Raw genomic sequence first — 17,622 nt, 5'->3', positions numbered from 1 at the left:
CTCCCGCCGATGTCGAGCATCAGGACTTGCACTCAGTTTTCCTCCGGTTGAAGAGATTTAATATTCTCGCTTAATAAAGCGTCGATCAACTCTGTAACACCAGCGCCAGCGTTTGAACGCGTCACCACCTTTGCCCTTTCCTTGATTCCCGGCACGGCATTGGCTACAGCCGCTGACAGCCCGCAATGCTCGAGAAACACATGGTCATTCTCCGCATCGCCCACTCCCACCACATCGGCAAAGGACATGTCACAGAGATCAAGTATTGCCTGCAACCCTGTCGCCTTGTTCACACCTGCGGGCAGCACCATCACCGCTCCCTTGTTAAAAATCACCTGCAGCTCCAGGGCCGTCTCCTTTACAGCCTCCAACACTGCGACTTCATGGGGTTCCACTGTCGCCACGATGACCTGCCCTACCCTGATCGGCACTCCCCGCCGCGTCAGCTCGCTCAGAAAATCCGCAGGAGGTGCGGGGGCAATCACACGCGTCTCCTTCGTCCCGGGCGTGTAAAGCACCGCTCCGTTCTCGGCCACGACATAATCGAAGAGTGAAAGGACCGTGTCCGCGTTCTCAAAGTCCCACAACTCACGCCCGGTAACCAGGCAACAGATCACGCCCGCGCTACGCAATCGCTGCAATGCCCCAACAGTGGGACCGTCCAACATGCCATCCGTTGCGATCGTTCCATCAAAATCCGTGGCAAACACGCGATATTTCATCCCGCGTGATAATCGCGGGACGCAGGCTCAATGCGCGTGCCCGGTCTTTATCACTTGCCGCTTACGCGGCTATATCCCTTCAGGGCTAGAAACATGACTTCTCGCTCAGGGACTTCACCGATTGGTCGCAGGTGGAGGCGTGGTAAATTGCTACCCGGATTTTTAAGCCAATGAAGACCTATCCGTTTTACCTGCCCGGAAGATTTGCGATCAAAATGAACGACAACAAGGCCAGACTGGATCAACGTCTGCGAAAACTCCTCGCCGGAGGGGTATCGTTTCCCACAAGCTCGATCATCCGCAATCGCGGCAACCGACTCAAGGTGTCGTTTCGCCTCCCCTAGCCAGAGTCTTTGCGACAGAAGTCTCGCCCGGGTCCTTCCGGTCATTTCCGAGCTTCTCCAACAATACCCGCATATCAGCAACCGCACTCGTCGCTGCATTCACTGCACTGTCAGCGAGAGTTAGTAATACCTCGTCCGAACGTTCGTCTTTCCGGAGGCGAGAGCGGAGGTTCTGGGCGAAGAAAAGCGATGCGGTGATATTTTGGCACAAACCATCGTGCAACTCGCGATAAAGTTGCTCGGCGCTCAGTGTTGGCTCGGCAGGCTCGTTCGATATCTCGCTCATATCACATGGTCCTCAAGAGCTACAAAGTTCGTTGATCCTCCCAAAGAGGCAAGCATCGTTCCCCTCCATTCTCTCCCTGATCAAAGCCTCGGCGGGCGACACCCGAGATCCGACCCCAAGTGCTGAGGCGATCTATTTATATGAATACACAACACTGTATCGAAGTCTGCAACAAGCTCCTGCGAGGCGAACGGTCTGCCGTGGAGGCCTATACCAAGGCGATCATGACATTCGAGAAGGAATACGCGGTTCCCAACTCCCTCCTGGCCATCCGTGATGATCATAAAGTGGCAGTCTCCATGCTGACCGAAAATGTCCGTTCGATGGGAGGCGCCCCGTCAACCGACACAGGCGCGTGGGGTGCGTTCACCAGTTTCGTCCAAGGTACGGCAGATCTCCTGGGAGGTAAATCCGCGGTGGCGAGTCTCCGGGCAGGTGAAACCGCCGGAAAGATGGATTATGAAGCCGCCATGGAGGACGAGGAAGTGATGTCTTCGTGCAAAGAGATGATCCGCAATGAACTCCTTCCCACCACGGAGAGGCATATCGGCGCACTCGAAACCCTCACCGCCTAGCTTCGCACCTTTTGGGAAGGCGCCCGCTGATCGCCGCCAACCCCGATACGCGCGACGATGGGAAGGTGATCCGAGGCGAGACGGGTGAGGTAATTCCTCACGACATGAACCTCGCGGACCTTCAGATCGGGTGAGGTAAACAGGTGATCCAGCCGTACGACAGACACAGTTGATCCAAATGTCTTCATCGAAGGAGGAACGGGATCTTCCAGCCCCGCTCGGAGGACCTCTCTGTGACAGTAGCCGCCGGGTTGGAAATTCATGTCGCCACAGAAGATCACCGACTCTCCAGAGGGAATTTTCCCGATCCACTCCGGCCCGAGCAGGACGTTGACTTGAGCGCGCCTCTCTGCCGGAGTCAAACCCAGATGAGTCGTAACGATGTGTATCGCCCGGGTACCTAATTGCACCGTGCACCACAGCGCCGCCCGGGGTTCTCTCCACCAGGTCAAAGAAACCGATGGGAGATAATCCACTTTTACTTTCGTAATGGGATAGCGGCTGAATATGGCATGTCCGTATTGCTCAGCACCCCGGATTACCGTCGGGCAAAAGACGTGGTGAAATCCCAGAGAAACCGCGATTTCCAGTACCTGATCCTCAACTCTGGATCGGGAACGGTTGCGATCCAGCTCCTGGATGGCAACGACGTCGGCCTTGCACTCTCTGAGGATACGAGCGATTCGCCTCGGGGATATCCGCCCGTCATTTCCACAGCATCCGTGGGCATTGTAAGTCACCACGCGTATTTCCGCCGGTGGGTCCCGGGCCTCCGGCGGTGCCGAGAACGGTCGGTCTCGCACAAGGGAAAGAAGGGCTTCCCGTAAATCCAACGGCCGTAGAAGCAATTTTCGGGAGATCCCGGCCGCCGGTGGCGTTATGAGAAAGCCTCGCGTTTCGTCCACCCCCGGGCCGGCATGGGAACCGTTTTCTGTCGTGAACGTGATAGTGGGTTTCCTCAACCCCCACCCCAGCAGAACGAGATGACCGGTATCAGGATGCGTGGCGAGACGAATCAGATCCTCGACGATAATCGCTGCCAATCCCGGCGGGTGACTTTGGAGGGCGGGTATCGATGATCCCTGCTCAACGAAATGACCATTCGTGTCATCGATCCAAAGCAGCCTGTCTCCGCTTCGAATCAATATCCCGGGTACGCCCGCGGCAACGAGAGCCTCCGCGATCCGACGCTTCTGCTTATCGTCCGGTTCTATCGGCAGATAAAGTTGTGCCACGGGACCGAGATGGGCCAATTGGTAACCTCTTCCCTGCGGTAGGCCTCCCACCTCCAAATCGGAATCCTTGGGAGCGATCGGGTCTCCCGCAAGTGCCAGGGCCTCATCTATCGCGTCAAATATGCTCCGCCCATGGACCTGCTCGAAAGGCCGGGTGGCCTCCTGTCCATGATCGGAAAAAATCCAAACGTGATAATCGCGCCGCGTCGAGCCATGTGCCGCTTGAAATAGAGACCGGACGGACCTGTCTATACCCGCCAGGCTCCAATGAGCGAACCGGGAGCCGGGGCCCCTTCGATGAGCCATGTCGTCATATCCGATATAATTGGCATGAATAATCGGGAGACCTCTGGCCAGATCGATTCTCACGCCTATCGTGATCAACTCACGAAGTGCAATTCCGGCGCACAAGCGAGCTACCAGGGCGGCCGCTTCCTTGACGGGATGTTGTCCTCGAGCAACTCCAAAGAGCGCATCAAGCAGGCCGAAGAAAAACTCCGACACCATCATCAGCCCGACTCGTACTATTGCGACGGGAAACAAGATAAACACAGCCAGCCGCCGAACGAGATTGCGCGGCCGCAACTCACTGTCGATATCCGATATGCAAAAGTGTGTGTCTTCTTTTGCTGCACCTCCAGAGTATATATTCGACCATGAACTCCCGCCCGCCAGCAGCGGCTCACCTTGACGGGATAGCCAACCTTCCACCTTTCGAACGAGATCGGGATGAAACAAATCAGAGATCTCTCCGGTATCAGGATCCCTGTAGCTGAAACTCGGAACCGCGCACCGTGTCCCATAGAGCAACTCACCCTGGACTGCGGGGGTGGAACTCGGCAAACCACTATAAAAGACCGAGAGCGAATGATTCTCCCTGGCCAGGAGGGATTTCAGGAACGGACACCGACCTTCACTCATCGCCGTCTCAAGCTGGCGATAAGCCAGACCATCTATCTGGATCAGCAATACACCGGGAGACTCTCCAGCGTCGGGACAAACTCTCAGACGAAGCCATCGTATCGCCCACTCGCAGCGATCAAACCACCGCAGCGATTGACGAACTTTTGCTTCTACCTCTGAAAACATCTTTCCCGAGTACTGCTTACGTTGATTACGGTTTCACCGCGTTGCATGGGCAAAAGAGGAAGACCTGCCTCCCGCTTGAGTTCGCGAGCGGCAGGTCCCAAGGATGCCTTTTCGACACGACCGCCTCTTTTCCAGGAGCGATAGCTCTATTGAAACCAAGCGGTGGAGCGAAGCGCCTCGGCTTGCGAAATCGCCGCCATCACCATGGTTTCTTGAGAATCCGCGACTCGGAGGCGCGGTGCATTGCCACCTTGCCGCTCCGATCATGGGTGCGGAGAAGCTTTCGTAGTTCAGTCCGGAGACGATCCTTATTTCCCTTCCTTCTCGGAGGCGTCTCCTTTTGCGGGCCAGGGCCTTTTGCTAAAGGCCCAAGGCCGTTCACGGTTGAGCGGCGTTAATGTTGACTTGTCCTTCTGCGATCTCGGTCAGCTTTTGGTCGGCTGCAGCTTCTTCATCGAGGGTCGTCTGCAACAACTGTGCGATATCCGAAAGGCCGAGCCGGGTGGCGAGAGCTCTGGCCGTGCCATATCCAGCCATTTCATAATGCTCCACCCGCTGGGCAGCGCCGATCAGACCGGCGTCTCGCACGTCCGGGTTCCCTCCGGCTTTCACGTAATCGCTCGACTCCTTGACCAGACCCTCCATGGCTTTGCAGGTCTCTCCTGTCGGCTTCTCTCCGAGTTCAGAGAAGATATTCTCCAACCGGCAGGCCTGATCCTCGGTTTCCTTGAGATGCATCTCAAATGCGCTCTTGAGCTTGGGATCAGATGCGGCTTCAGCCATCTTGGGGAGAGCTTTGATCAATTGGGATTCCGCGCTGTAGAGGTCACGCAATTCGTTGATAAGCAATTCGTTCAGGTTATTGAATGTAGGTGCGAAGAGTGCCATAACGCAAAGGGTTCGCTGCGGAAGACCCCGGAGTGTGTCAGAATCTTCCCTGAGACAACCCTGCGTGTCCCCACCCCCACCTGATCGAACGACGTCCCCCCGTCCTTTGCGGCAAGATTAACGGGTCCGAAAACTTCCAAACAGAGATACAACCCGCATTGTCACCCCCAGCGGCTTCCCATTGCTCGCCGGGTACGTAAAATAACGCTTCGAGGAACGTTCGTCGGAAAGCAGAGAGAGCAAAAGAGAAATTCAGGACCTCTCGTCTCCCGGCGCCTGCATACAATTCCGTCATGGCGGAGAGGGTGGGATTCGAACCCACGGTGCCTTGCGGCACAGCGGTTTTCAAGACCGCCGCAATCGACCACTCTGCCACCTCTCCTTGAATGGGGCCAGAAGCCGAGGATTCATTCCTAGCGTGATCCCGGGGATGTTCAAGCTCTCGTTCATGGAACTCCCCGGGATCCACCGGACGGGTGATCCTAGGGTTCCACACCGGAGAGTTTCTTGCCGGACTCGTACACGGGGATCTTGTCGGTTTTTTTCGTATTTTGGTTGCCCGCGACCAGCCCGGAGAAGGAGTGGTCGTTATAGGGATTCCACCCACTGGCGGGGACTCCGCTCTTGAGGCTCAGGCGGAACTGCGCCTCCTTCCAGTACGTGTTGCCTCCTCCTGGCGCGATGCGTGTACCGGCGTAGCTTACCTCGGTGTAGTAGATCTTGCGTGTCGCATCGTAGACCTTGAGCGGCGAGGCGGAGCCGCCCTGCGTGTAGTTGGTCTTCACCTCGATACTGGTTTCATTGTACCCGAGAGCAAACAACTCGCTGAGATCCACGTAGTAGCGGAACGAGAGCGCTTCACTGGCCCGGGCCGGGAAGGACGAACGGTTGTTGAGCAGCGCCCGGATTTCAGTGAAACCGGCACCCTGCTGATTGATCGAGGCCTCGACGAAGTACTCGTCATCCGGTGTCTCGGCGACAGGAAAGTTCGCCAGCGGGGCACCGCCGTACTCGGACACCATCCGGGCGAGTGCTCCGGTGAAGCCAGCATTGTAGTCTAGGGCAACCTCGTTGGTGACATAGTTCGTCCGGTCATCCGTATATGCCGTGTCGCTGGCCGAGGAGGGGCCGCCGACCAGGGCGCCGTAGAGCACGTGTCGGTTATTGACAGGGTTGGAGATATTATTGCTCCAGGAACCATGCGCCGCTCGATGATGGGGATTGATTGGCGGGTTGTTGCCAAAGCCCACGACATAGCTCCGGTTGTTCGGGTTTTCGCCGAGCATGTAGTTGATCTGCGCCTTGGCAAAGTCACGGTAGCGCGTGCCGACATCACCCACGCGATCGGCGTAGATGAAGGCCATGAAGGCCGTATTGGCCGCATACCGGAGCGAACCCCATTGATCCAACCAGGCAAGACCGCCGGGCGTATACTTGATGCGTGACCCATTTTCTCCGACGGTCCAGAAGTTGAGCCAGCGCTGGGTGGCACTCTTGTACACGTCCTTGCCGGTCAACTGAGCCAGGAGCACATTGGCTCCGTAGATCTTGTCGTCCCACGAAATCGTCCATTTAAGCGATTTGTTCTGGAATTGCTCGTTGTAGATTGATTCCGCTTTTTGGAGGTAGGATGTCTCTCCCGTGGCGCGATAGAGCCACGCCGCAGCCCATACCAGTTCATCGTAGTATCCGGAGTAGGAGTTGTAGTACGAGGCCGCATCGGGGATGGCGCTTGTGTAGGTGCCGCGATAGTTATCGGCAAAAGCAAAGAGCGCTTTGGCATGCTGGAGGAGCCTGGTCGCGTAAGCGGAGTCCTCATTCTTGAAAAGGATGTGCGCTGATGCGAGAGCTGCCGCCGCCTCGGCTGCGATCTCCGTGCCCGGCCTGGAGGTATCGGCCTTGTACGATGGGCGAGACATGGTCATGGTCTCCGGAGGCCCCCAGTACGAGTGATCGCTGCCGCCATTGCCCACCTGTCCATAGAAGACATTGTCGCTAGGGTGGGCTTTGATCAGCCAGTCCGCCCCCCAGCGAATTGCCGAGAGAAACGCCTCCTTTTGCTGCGCGCTTTGATAAGCCGTACCGTACTCGATACCACCCCAGGCGAGGAGCGTCATGCTGGTTGCCATCGGCAATGCGAACTTCACGTGGTCGCCCGCATCGTAGTAGCCGCCGCTTAAGTCCAGCCCTGCGTCGCTTCCATCCTGCAGGGCAGAGTCTCCGCGCCAGTTGATGCGGAAGTTTGCCGGCAGTTTGCCAGAGCGTTGCGCGTCATAGAAGAACAACGACTTTTGCAAAGCCTCGGAATAATTGAACTTCCCGGTGCCTGCGTTGGATTCGCGGATCGTTACTGTCCCCACGGCGCGGGAGATTTCTCCGCCGACCACGGCAGAGAGTTCCACGGTAAAGCTCTCGAGACCTTCATTCGTCGGATTGCTCAGGATCGTGATCGAGATCGTCTTAAATGTCGTTCCCGGCTCAAAGAGCAGGTTGCCGTTGGCTGAAACGTAATCCGATCCGCTCCACGCCGTTCCGTTTTTTGTCTGAAAGCTTACACCCGCTACGGAGGTTGCCGCAGGGAGAAGGGTGACTTTCACTTGAGCCACCGTGGTGCCGGACTTTGGCTCATCCACCACGATATCCTCGATGGCAAATTTTGGCACGGCTGGAGTCGGCGTCGGCGTAGGTGTTGGCACCGGCGTAGGCGTGGGAGTCGGCGTCGCCGTGGGAGTCGGCGAAGGGGTGGCCGTTGGAGTTGGAGTCGGAGTCGGCGTGGGATTTCCTCCCCCACCCGATGGCTGAAAGGCGAAATTTGACGGGGCTTGCGTGAGGCTGCCCGGGCTGCCGATGAAGCCAAAGCTGACTGATCCTCCAGCCGGGATGTCCTTGTTCCAAGTATAAAGCTGCGCATTGAACGCATAGCGGCTCGAGGAAACCTGCGTGTACCCGGCGTTCCAGATCGAGGAAATCGAGCGATCTAGATCGAAGGCAAGCTGCCAGTCCTTGATGACGGAGGAGGTGAGATTCTTGATGACGACCTGCGCCTCAAAACCGCTTCGCCAGTCGTTGGTCACCTTGAAGGTCACGCTCACGCTGCCAAGGTTCACCGTTGTATTTGGCGATCCAGGTGTCGGTGTGGCTGTAGGTGTCGGAACAGGAGTTGGGGTAGGAGTGGGTGTCGGCACCGGAGTGGGTGTCGGAGTTGGCGTAGGCGTAGGCGTAGGCGTAGGCGTAGGCGTAGGCGTAGGCGTAGGCGTAGGCGTAGGCGTAGGCGTAGGCGTGGGAGTTGGGGTAGCGACGGGCGTTGGGGTTGGCGTCGGCGTGGTTCCTCCACTGGAGGTTTGGAAAATGAAGTCCGATGGGGCCTTGGTTAGGTTCCCAGGCGAGCCGGTGAAGCCAAACGACACTTTGCCCTTGGCTGGAACATCCTTGTTCCAGATATACGGCTGAGCGTCGAAGGTGTAGCGATCTCCCGATTTACTGAGGAGTCGCGCATTCCATGGACTGACCGCTTCGCGCTCAATCCGGAAAGAGAGCGACCAGTCCCGCAGGATGCTTGATGTCTTGTTCTCGATCACCACATCAGCCTGGTATCCGCTGATCCAATCATTCGTCAGTTTGAAGGTGACGATGACCTGGTCGTTCTCAAAACGTGCATTCCGCGACCCGGGAGCTGGCGTCGGAGTGGGCGTGGGAACCGGAGTCGGTGTAGGTGTGGGATTGGAGCCGCCATGATCATGATCCGCAGGCACCTCAGGTGCGACCATCGGATCTGGGGCGGTGGTACCATAATCGACCCCGCCAAAATCGAGGTCGCTAGTGGAGAAAAAGACCTCGCCTACCGGATCGATGCGCTGCCAGATGACGTACAGGATGTGACGCCCCTTGCGCTCCGGCAAGGTGACATCAAACATATAGTTCTTTCCCTCGAGGCGGGCATTTTCCCCGCCAGGCAAGGGCTCGAGATCACTCCACTTCAGAGGCTGGCGTGGATCATAGGTCGCCTTGGTGATGTATGCCTCAAAGTAACTCGGATCATGCGGCGTCGCGGCGTAAAAGACGCAATGAAAATGTCCAGGCTGCACCTTGGTTGCCGGCCAGTCGGTACGGGCAAGATTCAATCCCGCATATTTATCCCGGCCCGCCCCGGGCAATTTCCCATCTGGAATCTGCGTGCGGTAGTCGTGATTGGGCAACTGGCGATTTACCTCATGCCAGTCGTAGAATGCCTGTGTGCCGGCCACCGCGACCGCAGCACGCCCTGCCGCCGAGGATGGATGCTCAGGATTCTCGAGAAAGACCTCGTACGATCGACTGATGGGACTGGCCATGGAGCCATGTCCAAAACATGCGACCAACGATCCCAAAAATGCCGTGATGGAAAGCAGGAGGAACCTCATGGAGCGGGAGTGTGCGGAACTCTCAAAAAATCTCCCGCCCAACTCGATGAACATCCCCAAAAAGTCGGTGAATTGTCAGGGCAACAGGATGCACTCACCCTCTTGCCTGATCCATCACGAAAGCATAGCCTGCTCCTTGGAGCAGGAATTACATCAACGCAAGCGGTTACTCCACAGGCGGAAAGACCTCGAGAGGAGTACCGCCGTATTCCAAAGCCATGCGAGCCAAAGCGCCGGTAAACCCGGCATTGTAGTCGAGCGAGACTTCATTCGTAACATAGTCACTGCGGCGATCGATATACGCATCATCCTTTGGCGCGGAAGGACCCCCGACCAGGGCGCCGTAGAGGATATGCCGGTTATCTCCGGGTTCATCGACGTCGTCGCTCAAGGAACCATGCGCTCCAGCGTGGTGGGGATTACGCGGCGGGTTCGCGCCAAATCCCACCACATAGCTGCGATGCTCGGGATTTTCGCCGAGGATGTAATCGATCTGCGAGCGGGCGAAATCCCGGTACCGAGTACCATGATCCCCCACCCGATCGGCATAGATAAACGCGAGAAATGCGGTATTGGCTGCATACCTTAACGAACCCCAGCGATCGAGCCAGGCAAGGCCGCCCGGTGTATACCTGATGCGTTTGCCAGCATCCCCCACCGTCCAAAAATTCAGCCACCGCTCGACCGCACTTTTGTAGACGTCCTTTCCCGTCATCTCGGCCAGCAGGACGTTGGCTCCATAGATCTTGTCGTCCCAGGTCTGGGTCCAATGAAGGTCGTCATCATCCTGGAAGCGCTGGTAATACGCCTCGGCCTTCTGCAAATAGCCCGCTTCGCCTGTCGCGCGATAAAGCCATGCGGCGGCCCAGATGAGCTCGTCCAGATAACCCGAGGAGGGATAATACTCCGCCGCATCGTGAATGGCCTTGGAGTACCGGCCACGGTGGGTATCGGCCAGGGCAAATAGAGAGCGGGCGCTGCGTAGCAGTCTCTGCGAATACTCGGGATCTTCACTCTTGAACAGTATTGCTGCGGAAGCCAGGGCAGCCGAAGCCTCCGCCACGACATCCGAGCCGGGTTTGCTGGAGTCGACTTTATAGGCCGGACGTTTCATGGTCATCGCCTCGGCTGCTCCCCAGCGATCATGATCGAGAGCACCGTTGCCGACCTGGGCATAGAAGACATCCTCGCTCGGATGCGCCCGCATCAACCAATCTGCACCCCATCGCACCAGCGAGAGGAGCACCCCTTTCTGGTGTGCTCGATGATATCCATCGCCGTACTCGATACCTCCCCAGCTCAGCAAAGTCATAGCGCTCGCCATGGGCAGGGCAAACTTGACGTGATCGCCCGCATCATAGAAGCCCCCAGTGAGATCGATCCCGACATCACTCCCATCCTCCAGAGCAGAATCCCCCCGCCACTTTACGCGAAAGCCCTCCGGCAGCTTCCCCGAACGCTGTGCATCATAAAAATATAACGCCATCTGCAACGCTTCCGCGTAGTTAAACTTGCCTCGCCCACTATGCTTGGAAACAGGTGTCGATGATGACTGCGGACTCGATCCGGCCGTTGGCGTTGCCGTTGGTGTGGCCGTTGGCGTTGCCGTTGGTGTGGCCGTTGGTGTGGCCGTTGGCGTGGCCGTTGGTGTGGCCGTTGGCGTGGCCGTTGGCGTGGCCGTTGGCGTGGCCGTTGGCGTGGCCGTTGGCGTGGCCGTTGGCGTGGCCGTTGGCGTGGCCGTTGGCGTGGCCGTTGGCGTGGCCGTTGGCGTGGCCGTTGGTGTGGCCGTTGGTGTGGCCGTTGGCGTGGCCGTTAGTTCGCCGCCAGTCTGAAAGGCAAAATCCCAAGGTGCCTTGGTTAGTCCTCCCTTGGCTCCGATGAACCCAAAAGAAACCCGTCCATTCGGCGGCACGCTCTTGTTCCAGTCAAAGGACTGGGCGTCGAAAGTGTACAAGTCCTCAGAAGTCTTCGCGACCCGCGCGTTCCAGACGTTGGCCGGAGGTTGCTCGATGCGAAATGCCAGTTGCCAGTCCGGCAGCACATGCGCCGTCCGGTTCTCGATAGTGACATCAGCCTGATAACCGACGCCCCAGTCGCTGTTCAGGCGAAACGTGACGATTACCTGATCGTTCTCAAATCGCGCGTCGCGAGCCTCTTTTCTCTCCTGCGCTCGCGAAGGTTCGGAAAAAAAAGCGAAAAATGCGAGGGCGAACAAGGCTCCCCTTCCAGGACACGAACAAGCAAACATCTTCACGAGTTTTCCAACAGATTGCCGGAATCTCGCCCAGAAACGCTCATTTTCCTAGTCGCAATTGGTTGCCCGTCGCCTCCAAGGCTGCTCTTGGAGCATATAATCCCCCACCTCCGGCTTGCGCGGCGGGGAGCGATCAGGTTCTCTTTCCCGATGCCCGCAGCAAGCATCTCGACTCTTTGGCAGAATCTCTGGTCCTTCCTGGACAAACTCCCTGCCAAACGCGCCCTGGTCGCCGCCCTCGCCATCTGGATCGTGTATGGCACCGTCATCTCGACCATCGTCGCCATCCAGCCGACCCGTCGTAGCGCCACCATCGAGTATCAGCGGGCTACCGACAACTGGTGGGGCGGCGAAAAGAGCCTGTATCGCAAAAAGAACGGCTATCTCTACCTGCCACAGTTTGCGATCCTCTACACCCCTTATGAAATCCTTCCCGATCGCGTCGGCGAACCTCTTTGGCGCCTGACCTGCCTCGGTTTGCTCGCGGGTTCACTGTGGGCTGCAGCGGGGCATTTCACCCCCCGGCGTAAGGAACTCATCTTTCTTGTCGCCACCCTGCTCGTCCTGCCGGCATCGTTTTCCAGCGCCCGCAACGGCCAGGTCAACATGCCCCTTGCAGGACTCTTCCTGCTGCTCGCAGTCACCCTCGCCCGAGAAAAATGGTGGACGTCCGCCATCCTGCTCGGGCTGACCCTGATCCTAAAGCCCATCGCCATCGCGCCGATCCTGGTCTGTGGAGTGCTCTTTCCCCGTCTGCGCATTCCGCTTGCTGCCACCCTCGCGGCAATCATCGCAATGCCCTTCCTGCACTGGAACCTCAGCTATGCCGCCGGGGAATACCCCGCGTTCTTTAAAAACCTCACCCAGGCGGGCAAGCCCACCGGACACTCCTGGTGCGATTTTGCCGGGATGTTCAAATCGTTCGGAATGGAACTTCCGTCCCCGGTGCAACTCGGTATCCGCGGCCTTGCCGGTCTCGGCACGCTCGTCCTCTCCTGGCTCGCGCTACGCAGATTTGATCCTGTCCGGGGGGCTTTTGCCGTGTTGTTCCTCAATGTGACGTACCTGATGCTCTTCAACCCTCGAACGGAGACCAACTCCTACATCATGCTGGCCGCCTTTGCAGCCGTCATGGGAGCATATACCGGAGCGTTCCTCAAACGCATCGACTACGCCGCGTGGTGGACTGCTGTCGCGATCATTCTGGGGTCCGAAAATTACGGCAACCCGATTTTCCCATGGACGAATCTCTGGCTAAAGGCCCTCGTAGCCTCCGCGATTTTCGTGTGGCTGGCCCGCCAGATCCTCTCACTGCCGAAAACCACCTCGCTGCCGTTTCAGGCGGCCAGGGAAGCGGCCTGACGCCGCTCAAGCGCGATGGTGACGGCCTGAAAGACTTGATCCACAGAAATACGCCGCATGCAAACATTGTCGCGGCAGTTCGTCTGGCGATTATTCAGCGCACTCACGCATGGGCTGCAGGCCAGCCCGGCGGTGATGGACTGCGTGTTGGGTGAGAGTGTGCCAAAGAGCTTCGGCGTCTCGGGGCCGAAGAGCACCACCGTCTCCACCGAGGTCAAAGCCGCAAAATGCGCCGGCCCGCTGTCGTTCGTCACCAGCACGTCGGACTCATTATAAAGAGCGAGAAGCTCGCGCAACGTCGTACGACCTGCAAAACACACGACTCGTGGGTGGTTGAGTTCCGCGACAATACCCGCGACCTTCTTTGCCTCGGCGGGACCGCCGGTGAAACCGATATAGTAGTGCTCGGACAAGGCAAGCACGCGACGGGCGAGCTCAAGGTAGTTCTCATTGGGCCACCGCCGCAACGGCAGAAGATCGCTGGCATTGGCATTGAGGAGCACGAGCGCCTTGCGATCCGGGCTGGTCGTCTCGGCCACGAGGGCGCGGACGGAAGCCACCTCCTCGGGAGTCGGTTGGAAATGGGGCAGCGGAAGGAGTTCCTCATCTGCATGCCAGTCAAAGCGCGGCATCATGTCGGGGTCCCGATCATCGACCGCCGCCACCAGAGACCGGAACGTCACGCTACTGTGCAGATGCGGATTGTACCGCAGTCGACGCGTAAAGAGATCTCCCCGGAACGGTCCCTCGCCCGCATGCCAGGCATGAAAGCCCACCCGGATCGGGATGCCGGTCAGGTAGCATAGCACCGCCGTGGAGCGAGCAAAAAACTCCATGTCCACACATGCCGCGAGTTTCATCCGGCGGATCCGCCCCACGACCTGAAGGGCGCTCGTGATCATGGTGAAGGCGTTCCTCGTATTCACGGTGAGAACGTTCTCCGGCGGGATCACCTCGAGCGCGTCGAGAATGAAGCGATTTTCCTGAAAAACGAAAAAATAGACATTTTCGCGACCGTGACGTTGGACAGCATCACGGATGGCCGCGCTGGCCAGGACGGTAGACCCCTGCTCCGCGAGCTTCATAAAGAGCAGCCCACGGTGCTCCGGGGTTACCATTTCCTTGCCGCCGAATAACTTGCGAAAAACGGTAAGAACCGCGCAGGCGGTCCCGCCACACCACCGATCAATGAAACCGAGGACTTTGGGATTGGTGGCAAGTTGGCTCATCTACAGATACAAACCGCCAATTTAAGCGCGGCGGTAAGGCCGGAGGCAAGGCGATTTCACGCCTTCCCGACGGCGCGGCGGTGCATGCACCTGCCGCAGCCCGCCCGGGATCGGCTGAGCCATGGCGATACTGCTCTAGACGAGCTTGTCGCGCAGGCCACCAAAGGCGTGAGTGAGCTTCTTCATACCGAGTTCGATGCGGGTCTTTACGGTCCCGAGCGGCGTATCGGTAAGAGCAGAAATCTCGCGCTGGCTCCGATTCTCAAAGTATGCCAACCGGATGACCTGCTGCTGCTTGGGCGGCAGTGTCGCGATCTGCTGGTGCAGCAACTCCCGAATATCATCGCGGAAGGCATCGCGCTCCACCACATGCGTCTCGTCCACGGCCTTGTCCGGATGATTGCACGAAACCTCGTACCGATCCGTGGCCCGGCGATAGGCGCTGTGCTGGCGGAGGCGGTCGATCGCCCGACGACGAGCCAGCGTGCAAAGCCAGCTTACCAGCTTGCCCTTGCGCGGAGAGTAACTGTCGGCCCGGTCCCAGACCTGGAGAAAAACCTCCTGGAGGACATCCTCGGCCTCGGCTTCGTCATGAAGCACCTGCATGATGATCGATCTCAAAACCGTACGATATCTCCGGTGCAAACGCTCAAGCGCCTGCGGGACCCTCTGCATCAATCCCTCCATCAACTCCTGGTCTTCTCCCGACGTAATCTGATCCATTGTGATTTCCATAGGTTGTCTTGGGTTCGATGGCAGACTAACCGACGCGATCGATTCCTCCAATCGGTGCACCCTACGATTGGCGCATCAGCAAAAATCCTACCCCATCAGGAAACCCTGACGGGCGTTTAGGGGTATTCCCGCACTCGCAAGAATCGCTCAGGTACGATACTTAGCCGTGAAAATGGAACACATGATCGGAGCAACCTGGACGGGAAATGCTGTGTTTTACAGGGTGTGGGCGCCAAAATTCAGTTCGGTTGCCGTGGAGGTTCATCGCGATGGGAAGACACGAGCCATAGCTCTCTCCCGAGCCGAAGGGGGATACTTCATCGGGGAGGACCCCGAGGGTCGGCCCGGCGACACCTATGGATATCGACTGAATGAAGGTGACCAAATACTCCCTGATCCCGCTTCTCGCGCCCTCAGCGGAGGAGTACATGGACGCTCTCTGGTTATCGATCCAGCCGCCTTCAACTGGACGGACCAAGGATGGAGGTCCCCCGCCTTGCGCGACCTGGTGGTCTACGAATTGCATATCGGGACGTTCACTCAGGCCGGGACATTCCTGGCGGCAAAGGATCGTCTGCCGTACCTCCGCACACTCGGGATCACTGCGATCGAACTCATGCCACTCGCAGATTTTCCCGGCACTCGTAACTGGGGATACGATGGAGTACAGATCTATGCTCCAGCGTCCTGCTACGGTACGCCAGATGACCTTCGGTCGCTCGTCGATGCAGCGCATGGCGAGGGCATCGCTGTGATCCTGGATGTCGTCTACAATCACCTCGGACCGGATGGGAACTACCTGAGCGCGTTCAGTCCCTACTACTTTCACTCCCGACATCACACCCCATGGGGAAACGGTTTCAACTTCGATGCCGACCATTGCGCCCCGGTGCGTGAGTATTTCCGGGCCAATCCGGGGTACTGGATGGACGAGTTTCATATCGACGGATTTCGTTTCGACGCAGCCCACGAGATTCAGGACGACACTACTCCGCACATTCTCGCCGAGATGACCGACGAGATTCACAAGCGGGGTGGTTTTGCCATCGCAGAGGATGATCGGAACGAAGCCCGGATGCTCACTCCGACATCGCAGGGTGGCATGGGATTTGACGGCGTATGGGCCGACGACTTTCATCACAGCATCCGCGTGACCCTCACTGGAGAAAATCACTCCTATCTCGGCAACTTCACCGGTGGAGCAACGGAAGCGGGAGCCGTTCTTGAGGAAGGCTGGTTGTACCACGGTCAGAAAGCTCCGGTGACCGGCAAGCCCCGAGGCACACCCGGCGGACATCTGCCGCCACATCAGTTCGTTCATTGCCTGTCCAATCACGACCAGGTGGGCAACCGCGCCTTTGGAGACCGGATCAGTCAAGTAACCTCACTCTCCGGCTATCGTGCCATCTCAATGCTGCTGTGCCTCTCTCCCTACACCCCGATGCTGTTCATGGGGCAGGAGTGGGCGGCCACATCGCCCTTTCTCTTCTTTACGGACCATAATGAAAAGCTGGGCAAGCTCGTCATCGAAGGCCGCCGCAAGGAGTTTGCCTCCTTTCCGGAATTTGCCGATGCGGAAACCCGGGAGCGCATACCGAGTCCGCAGGACCAGGAGACTTTCCTCAAATCCAAGCTACGATGGGATGAAGTGGAACGAGAGCCGCACGCGCTCGTCCTCTCCCTTTACCGCGAGTGCCTGCAGCTGCGGCGCAAGGAAGCCGCATTCCGTCCCTGCGCACGAGATGGCTATCGCACCGAATGCGAGAAAGACACTCTACGCATTCTTTGGACAGGCAGTGATACGGAATGGCTTCTCGTCACCCACCTTGGAGAAGCATGTGAGATCTCGCCCGGCGGCACCTGGCAGAGCGTGCTAAGCAGCGAAGAAATCCGCTTCGGCGGCATCCGTACGGCACACAGTGAGGTGGAGGCCTTACAGTTTAGAGGGCCGGAATCCATTCTCCTGAAACGATCTCTCCCCGGTACACGCACCAAGTGAACCATTTGCGAATGTTCCAAGGAAAGTAGCCTATGAAAACTCTCGGAATCATTCTTATTGTCATCGGCATCGCCACTCTTGCGCTGCCTTACATTACCTTCACGAAAAAGGAAAAGGTCCTTGATATCGGTCCCATCGAGGCGGTGAAGGAACAGAAGGAAAGCGTCCCGATCTCGCCGATCATCGGCTTGGTGGTCTTGGCCTCGGGCGCCGGGATTGTCATCGCCTCCGCCGTAAAAGGCAAACGATAGCTTCCTGGAAATAAAAAAAAGCACCCCCTCCAGCCTTGCGCCGGAGGGGGTGTTTGCTTTCAGAGGAGGATTTACTTTGCCCCAAAAATCTTTCCAAACACCCAGATCACAAAGAGCACAATCGCCGCAATCCACAGCAGGTGGAAGGCCAGCCCGGTGAGGGCGAATGCGACCCGCAGAATGAACCAGGCGATCAAGAGGAATATTGCGACGCCGATGATTCCGTTCATGACGAGACACCTCCCGCTCCGAT

At 58.0% G+C, this 17,622-nt stretch carries 16 protein-coding genes, 1 tRNA gene and 1 pseudogene; 6 read left to right on the top strand and 12 right to left on the bottom strand.

Annotated elements, in window-relative coordinates; all coding sequences use genetic code 11:
- Window positions 1-32 precede the first annotated feature (32 nt).
- Complete coding sequence (locus TSACC_RS09515) at window positions 33-722, bottom strand: HAD family hydrolase (protein WP_075079082.1); 690 nt, start codon at window positions 720-722, stop codon at window positions 33-35.
- Between the two features lie 170 nt (window positions 723-892).
- Here TSACC_RS09515 and TSACC_RS21795 point away from each other — a divergent pair, with 170 nt between their 5' ends.
- The gene (locus tag TSACC_RS21795; RefSeq protein ID WP_153811369.1) at window positions 893-1,066 is read left to right on the top strand and encodes a hypothetical protein; all 174 of its coding nucleotides are present in this window, start codon (window positions 893-895) and stop codon (window positions 1,064-1,066) included.
- Here the strand turns inward: TSACC_RS21795 and TSACC_RS22715 are convergent.
- On the bottom strand, window positions 1,041-1,352 hold the full coding sequence (locus TSACC_RS22715) for a histidine kinase (protein WP_075079081.1): 312 nt from the start codon (window positions 1,350-1,352) through the stop codon (window positions 1,041-1,043). The two genes, TSACC_RS21795 and TSACC_RS22715, sit on opposite strands and share 26 nt — an antisense overlap.
- A gap of 140 nt (window positions 1,353-1,492) precedes the next feature.
- Between TSACC_RS22715 and TSACC_RS09505 the strand changes: the two genes are divergently transcribed.
- Window positions 1,493-1,927 (top strand): DUF2383 domain-containing protein, encoded by a 435-nt coding sequence (locus TSACC_RS09505; RefSeq protein ID WP_075079080.1) that lies wholly within the window; start codon window positions 1,493-1,495, stop codon window positions 1,925-1,927.
- On the opposite strand, the gene TSACC_RS09500 is transcribed toward TSACC_RS09505, so the two are convergent.
- Window positions 1,924-3,669, bottom strand: a complete 1,746-nt coding sequence (locus tag TSACC_RS09500) for an endonuclease/exonuclease/phosphatase family protein (RefSeq protein ID WP_369695379.1) — start codon at window positions 3,667-3,669, stop codon at window positions 1,924-1,926. The two genes, TSACC_RS09505 and TSACC_RS09500, sit on opposite strands and share 4 nt — an antisense overlap.
- 360 nt (window positions 3,670-4,029) lie before the next feature.
- On the opposite strand from TSACC_RS09500, the gene TSACC_RS22110 reads away from it, so the two are divergent.
- On the top strand, window positions 4,030-4,245 hold the full coding sequence (locus TSACC_RS22110; protein WP_169809595.1) for a hypothetical protein: 216 nt from the start codon (window positions 4,030-4,032) through the stop codon (window positions 4,243-4,245).
- Window positions 4,246-4,629: 384 nt separating this feature from the next.
- On the opposite strand, the gene TSACC_RS09495 is transcribed toward TSACC_RS22110, so the two are convergent.
- The 6 genes and pseudogenes from TSACC_RS09495 to TSACC_RS22710 form a co-directional block, all read right to left on the bottom strand.
- Window positions 4,630-5,139 (bottom strand): ferritin-like domain-containing protein, encoded by a 510-nt coding sequence (locus TSACC_RS09495; protein ID WP_075079078.1) that lies wholly within the window; start codon window positions 5,137-5,139, stop codon window positions 4,630-4,632.
- A 294-nt stretch (window positions 5,140-5,433) separates the two neighbouring features.
- A tRNA-Ser gene (locus tag TSACC_RS09490) sits at window positions 5,434-5,521 on the bottom strand.
- Between the two features lie 100 nt (window positions 5,522-5,621).
- Window positions 5,622-9,470, bottom strand: coding sequence for a glycoside hydrolase family 9 protein (locus TSACC_RS22210; protein WP_237763929.1), 3,849 nt, complete (start codon window positions 9,468-9,470; stop codon window positions 5,622-5,624).
- Between the two features lie 235 nt (window positions 9,471-9,705).
- Window positions 9,706-11,031 (bottom strand): glycoside hydrolase family 9 protein, encoded by a 1,326-nt coding sequence (locus tag TSACC_RS22395; protein ID WP_269084868.1) that lies wholly within the window; start codon window positions 11,029-11,031, stop codon window positions 9,706-9,708.
- 31 nt (window positions 11,032-11,062) lie between these two features.
- Window positions 11,063-11,386 carry a hypothetical protein gene (locus TSACC_RS22390; protein WP_174548587.1) on the bottom strand — a complete coding sequence of 108 codons (324 nt, stop codon included), beginning with the start codon at window positions 11,384-11,386 and terminating at the stop codon, window positions 11,063-11,065.
- Window positions 11,387-11,433: 47 nt separating this feature from the next.
- Window positions 11,434-11,787 (bottom strand): annotated as a pseudogene (locus tag TSACC_RS22710) (cellulose binding domain-containing protein); the annotation flags it as partial.
- 156 nt (window positions 11,788-11,943) lie between these two features.
- On the opposite strand from TSACC_RS22710, the gene TSACC_RS09440 reads away from it, so the two are divergent.
- Window positions 11,944-13,155 (top strand): glycosyltransferase family 87 protein, encoded by a 1,212-nt coding sequence (locus tag TSACC_RS09440; RefSeq protein ID WP_075079077.1) that lies wholly within the window; start codon window positions 11,944-11,946, stop codon window positions 13,153-13,155.
- On the opposite strand, the gene TSACC_RS09435 is transcribed toward TSACC_RS09440, so the two are convergent.
- Window positions 13,131-14,384, bottom strand: coding sequence for a glycosyltransferase family 9 protein (locus TSACC_RS09435; RefSeq protein WP_084400342.1), 1,254 nt, complete (start codon window positions 14,382-14,384; stop codon window positions 13,131-13,133). The two genes, TSACC_RS09440 and TSACC_RS09435, sit on opposite strands and share 25 nt — an antisense overlap.
- A gap of 135 nt (window positions 14,385-14,519) precedes the next feature.
- Window positions 14,520-15,107: a sigma-70 family RNA polymerase sigma factor gene (locus TSACC_RS09430; protein ID WP_169809593.1), complete on the bottom strand. Its 588-nt coding sequence runs from the start codon at window positions 15,105-15,107 to the stop codon at window positions 14,520-14,522.
- 193 nt (window positions 15,108-15,300) lie between these two features.
- On the opposite strand from TSACC_RS09430, the gene treZ reads away from it, so the two are divergent.
- The gene (treZ, locus tag TSACC_RS09425) at window positions 15,301-17,118 is read left to right on the top strand and encodes a malto-oligosyltrehalose trehalohydrolase (RefSeq protein ID WP_237763928.1); all 1,818 of its coding nucleotides are present in this window, start codon (window positions 15,301-15,303) and stop codon (window positions 17,116-17,118) included.
- 32 nt (window positions 17,119-17,150) lie between these two features.
- Window positions 17,151-17,369: a hypothetical protein gene (locus tag TSACC_RS09420; protein WP_075079074.1), complete on the top strand. Its 219-nt coding sequence runs from the start codon at window positions 17,151-17,153 to the stop codon at window positions 17,367-17,369.
- A 71-nt stretch (window positions 17,370-17,440) separates the two neighbouring features.
- Here TSACC_RS09420 and TSACC_RS21760 read toward each other — a convergent pair whose 3' ends face one another.
- Window positions 17,441-17,599: a hypothetical protein gene (locus TSACC_RS21760; protein WP_153811367.1), complete on the bottom strand. Its 159-nt coding sequence runs from the start codon at window positions 17,597-17,599 to the stop codon at window positions 17,441-17,443.
- Window positions 17,600-17,622: the final 23 nt, after the last annotated feature.

The organism is Terrimicrobium sacchariphilum (assembly GCF_001613545.1).
Lineage (GTDB): Bacteria > Verrucomicrobiota > Verrucomicrobiia > Chthoniobacterales > Terrimicrobiaceae > Terrimicrobium > Terrimicrobium sacchariphilum.
The sequence above is the reverse complement of the archived record's forward strand: the minus strand, read 5'-3'. Positions and strand labels throughout refer to the sequence as shown.

Coding starts and splice junctions, on each gene's coding strand:
- TSACC_RS09430 (WP_169809593.1), bottom strand. CDS start 15,107: ATGGATCAGATTACGTCGGGAGAAGACCAGGAGTTGATGGAGGGATTG.
- TSACC_RS09500 (WP_369695379.1), bottom strand. CDS start 3,669: ATGGTGTCGGAGTTTTTCTTCGGCCTGCTTGATGCGCTCTTTGGAGTT.
- TSACC_RS09435 (WP_084400342.1), bottom strand. CDS start 14,384: ATGAGCCAACTTGCCACCAATCCCAAAGTCCTCGGTTTCATTGATCGG.
- TSACC_RS09420 (WP_075079074.1), top strand. CDS start 17,151: ATGAAAACTCTCGGAATCATTCTTATTGTCATCGGCATCGCCACTCTT.
- treZ (WP_237763928.1), top strand. CDS start 15,301: ATGATCGGAGCAACCTGGACGGGAAATGCTGTGTTTTACAGGGTGTGG.
- TSACC_RS09495 (WP_075079078.1), bottom strand. CDS start 5,139: ATGGCACTCTTCGCACCTACATTCAATAACCTGAACGAATTGCTTATC.
- TSACC_RS09440 (WP_075079077.1), top strand. CDS start 11,944: ATGCCCGCAGCAAGCATCTCGACTCTTTGGCAGAATCTCTGGTCCTTC.
- TSACC_RS09515 (WP_075079082.1), bottom strand. CDS start 722: ATGAAATATCGCGTGTTTGCCACGGATTTTGATGGAACGATCGCAACG.
- TSACC_RS22715 (WP_075079081.1), bottom strand. CDS start 1,352: ATGAGCGAGATATCGAACGAGCCTGCCGAGCCAACACTGAGCGCCGAG.
- TSACC_RS22210 (WP_237763929.1), bottom strand. CDS start 9,470: ATGGCCAGTCCCATCAGTCGATCGTACGAGGTCTTTCTCGAGAATCCT.
- TSACC_RS21795 (WP_153811369.1), top strand. CDS start 893: ATGAAGACCTATCCGTTTTACCTGCCCGGAAGATTTGCGATCAAAATG.
- TSACC_RS21760 (WP_153811367.1), bottom strand. CDS start 17,599: ATGAACGGAATCATCGGCGTCGCAATATTCCTCTTGATCGCCTGGTTC.
- TSACC_RS22110 (WP_169809595.1), top strand. CDS start 4,030: ATGATTCTCCCTGGCCAGGAGGGATTTCAGGAACGGACACCGACCTTC.
- TSACC_RS09505 (WP_075079080.1), top strand. CDS start 1,493: ATGAATACACAACACTGTATCGAAGTCTGCAACAAGCTCCTGCGAGGC.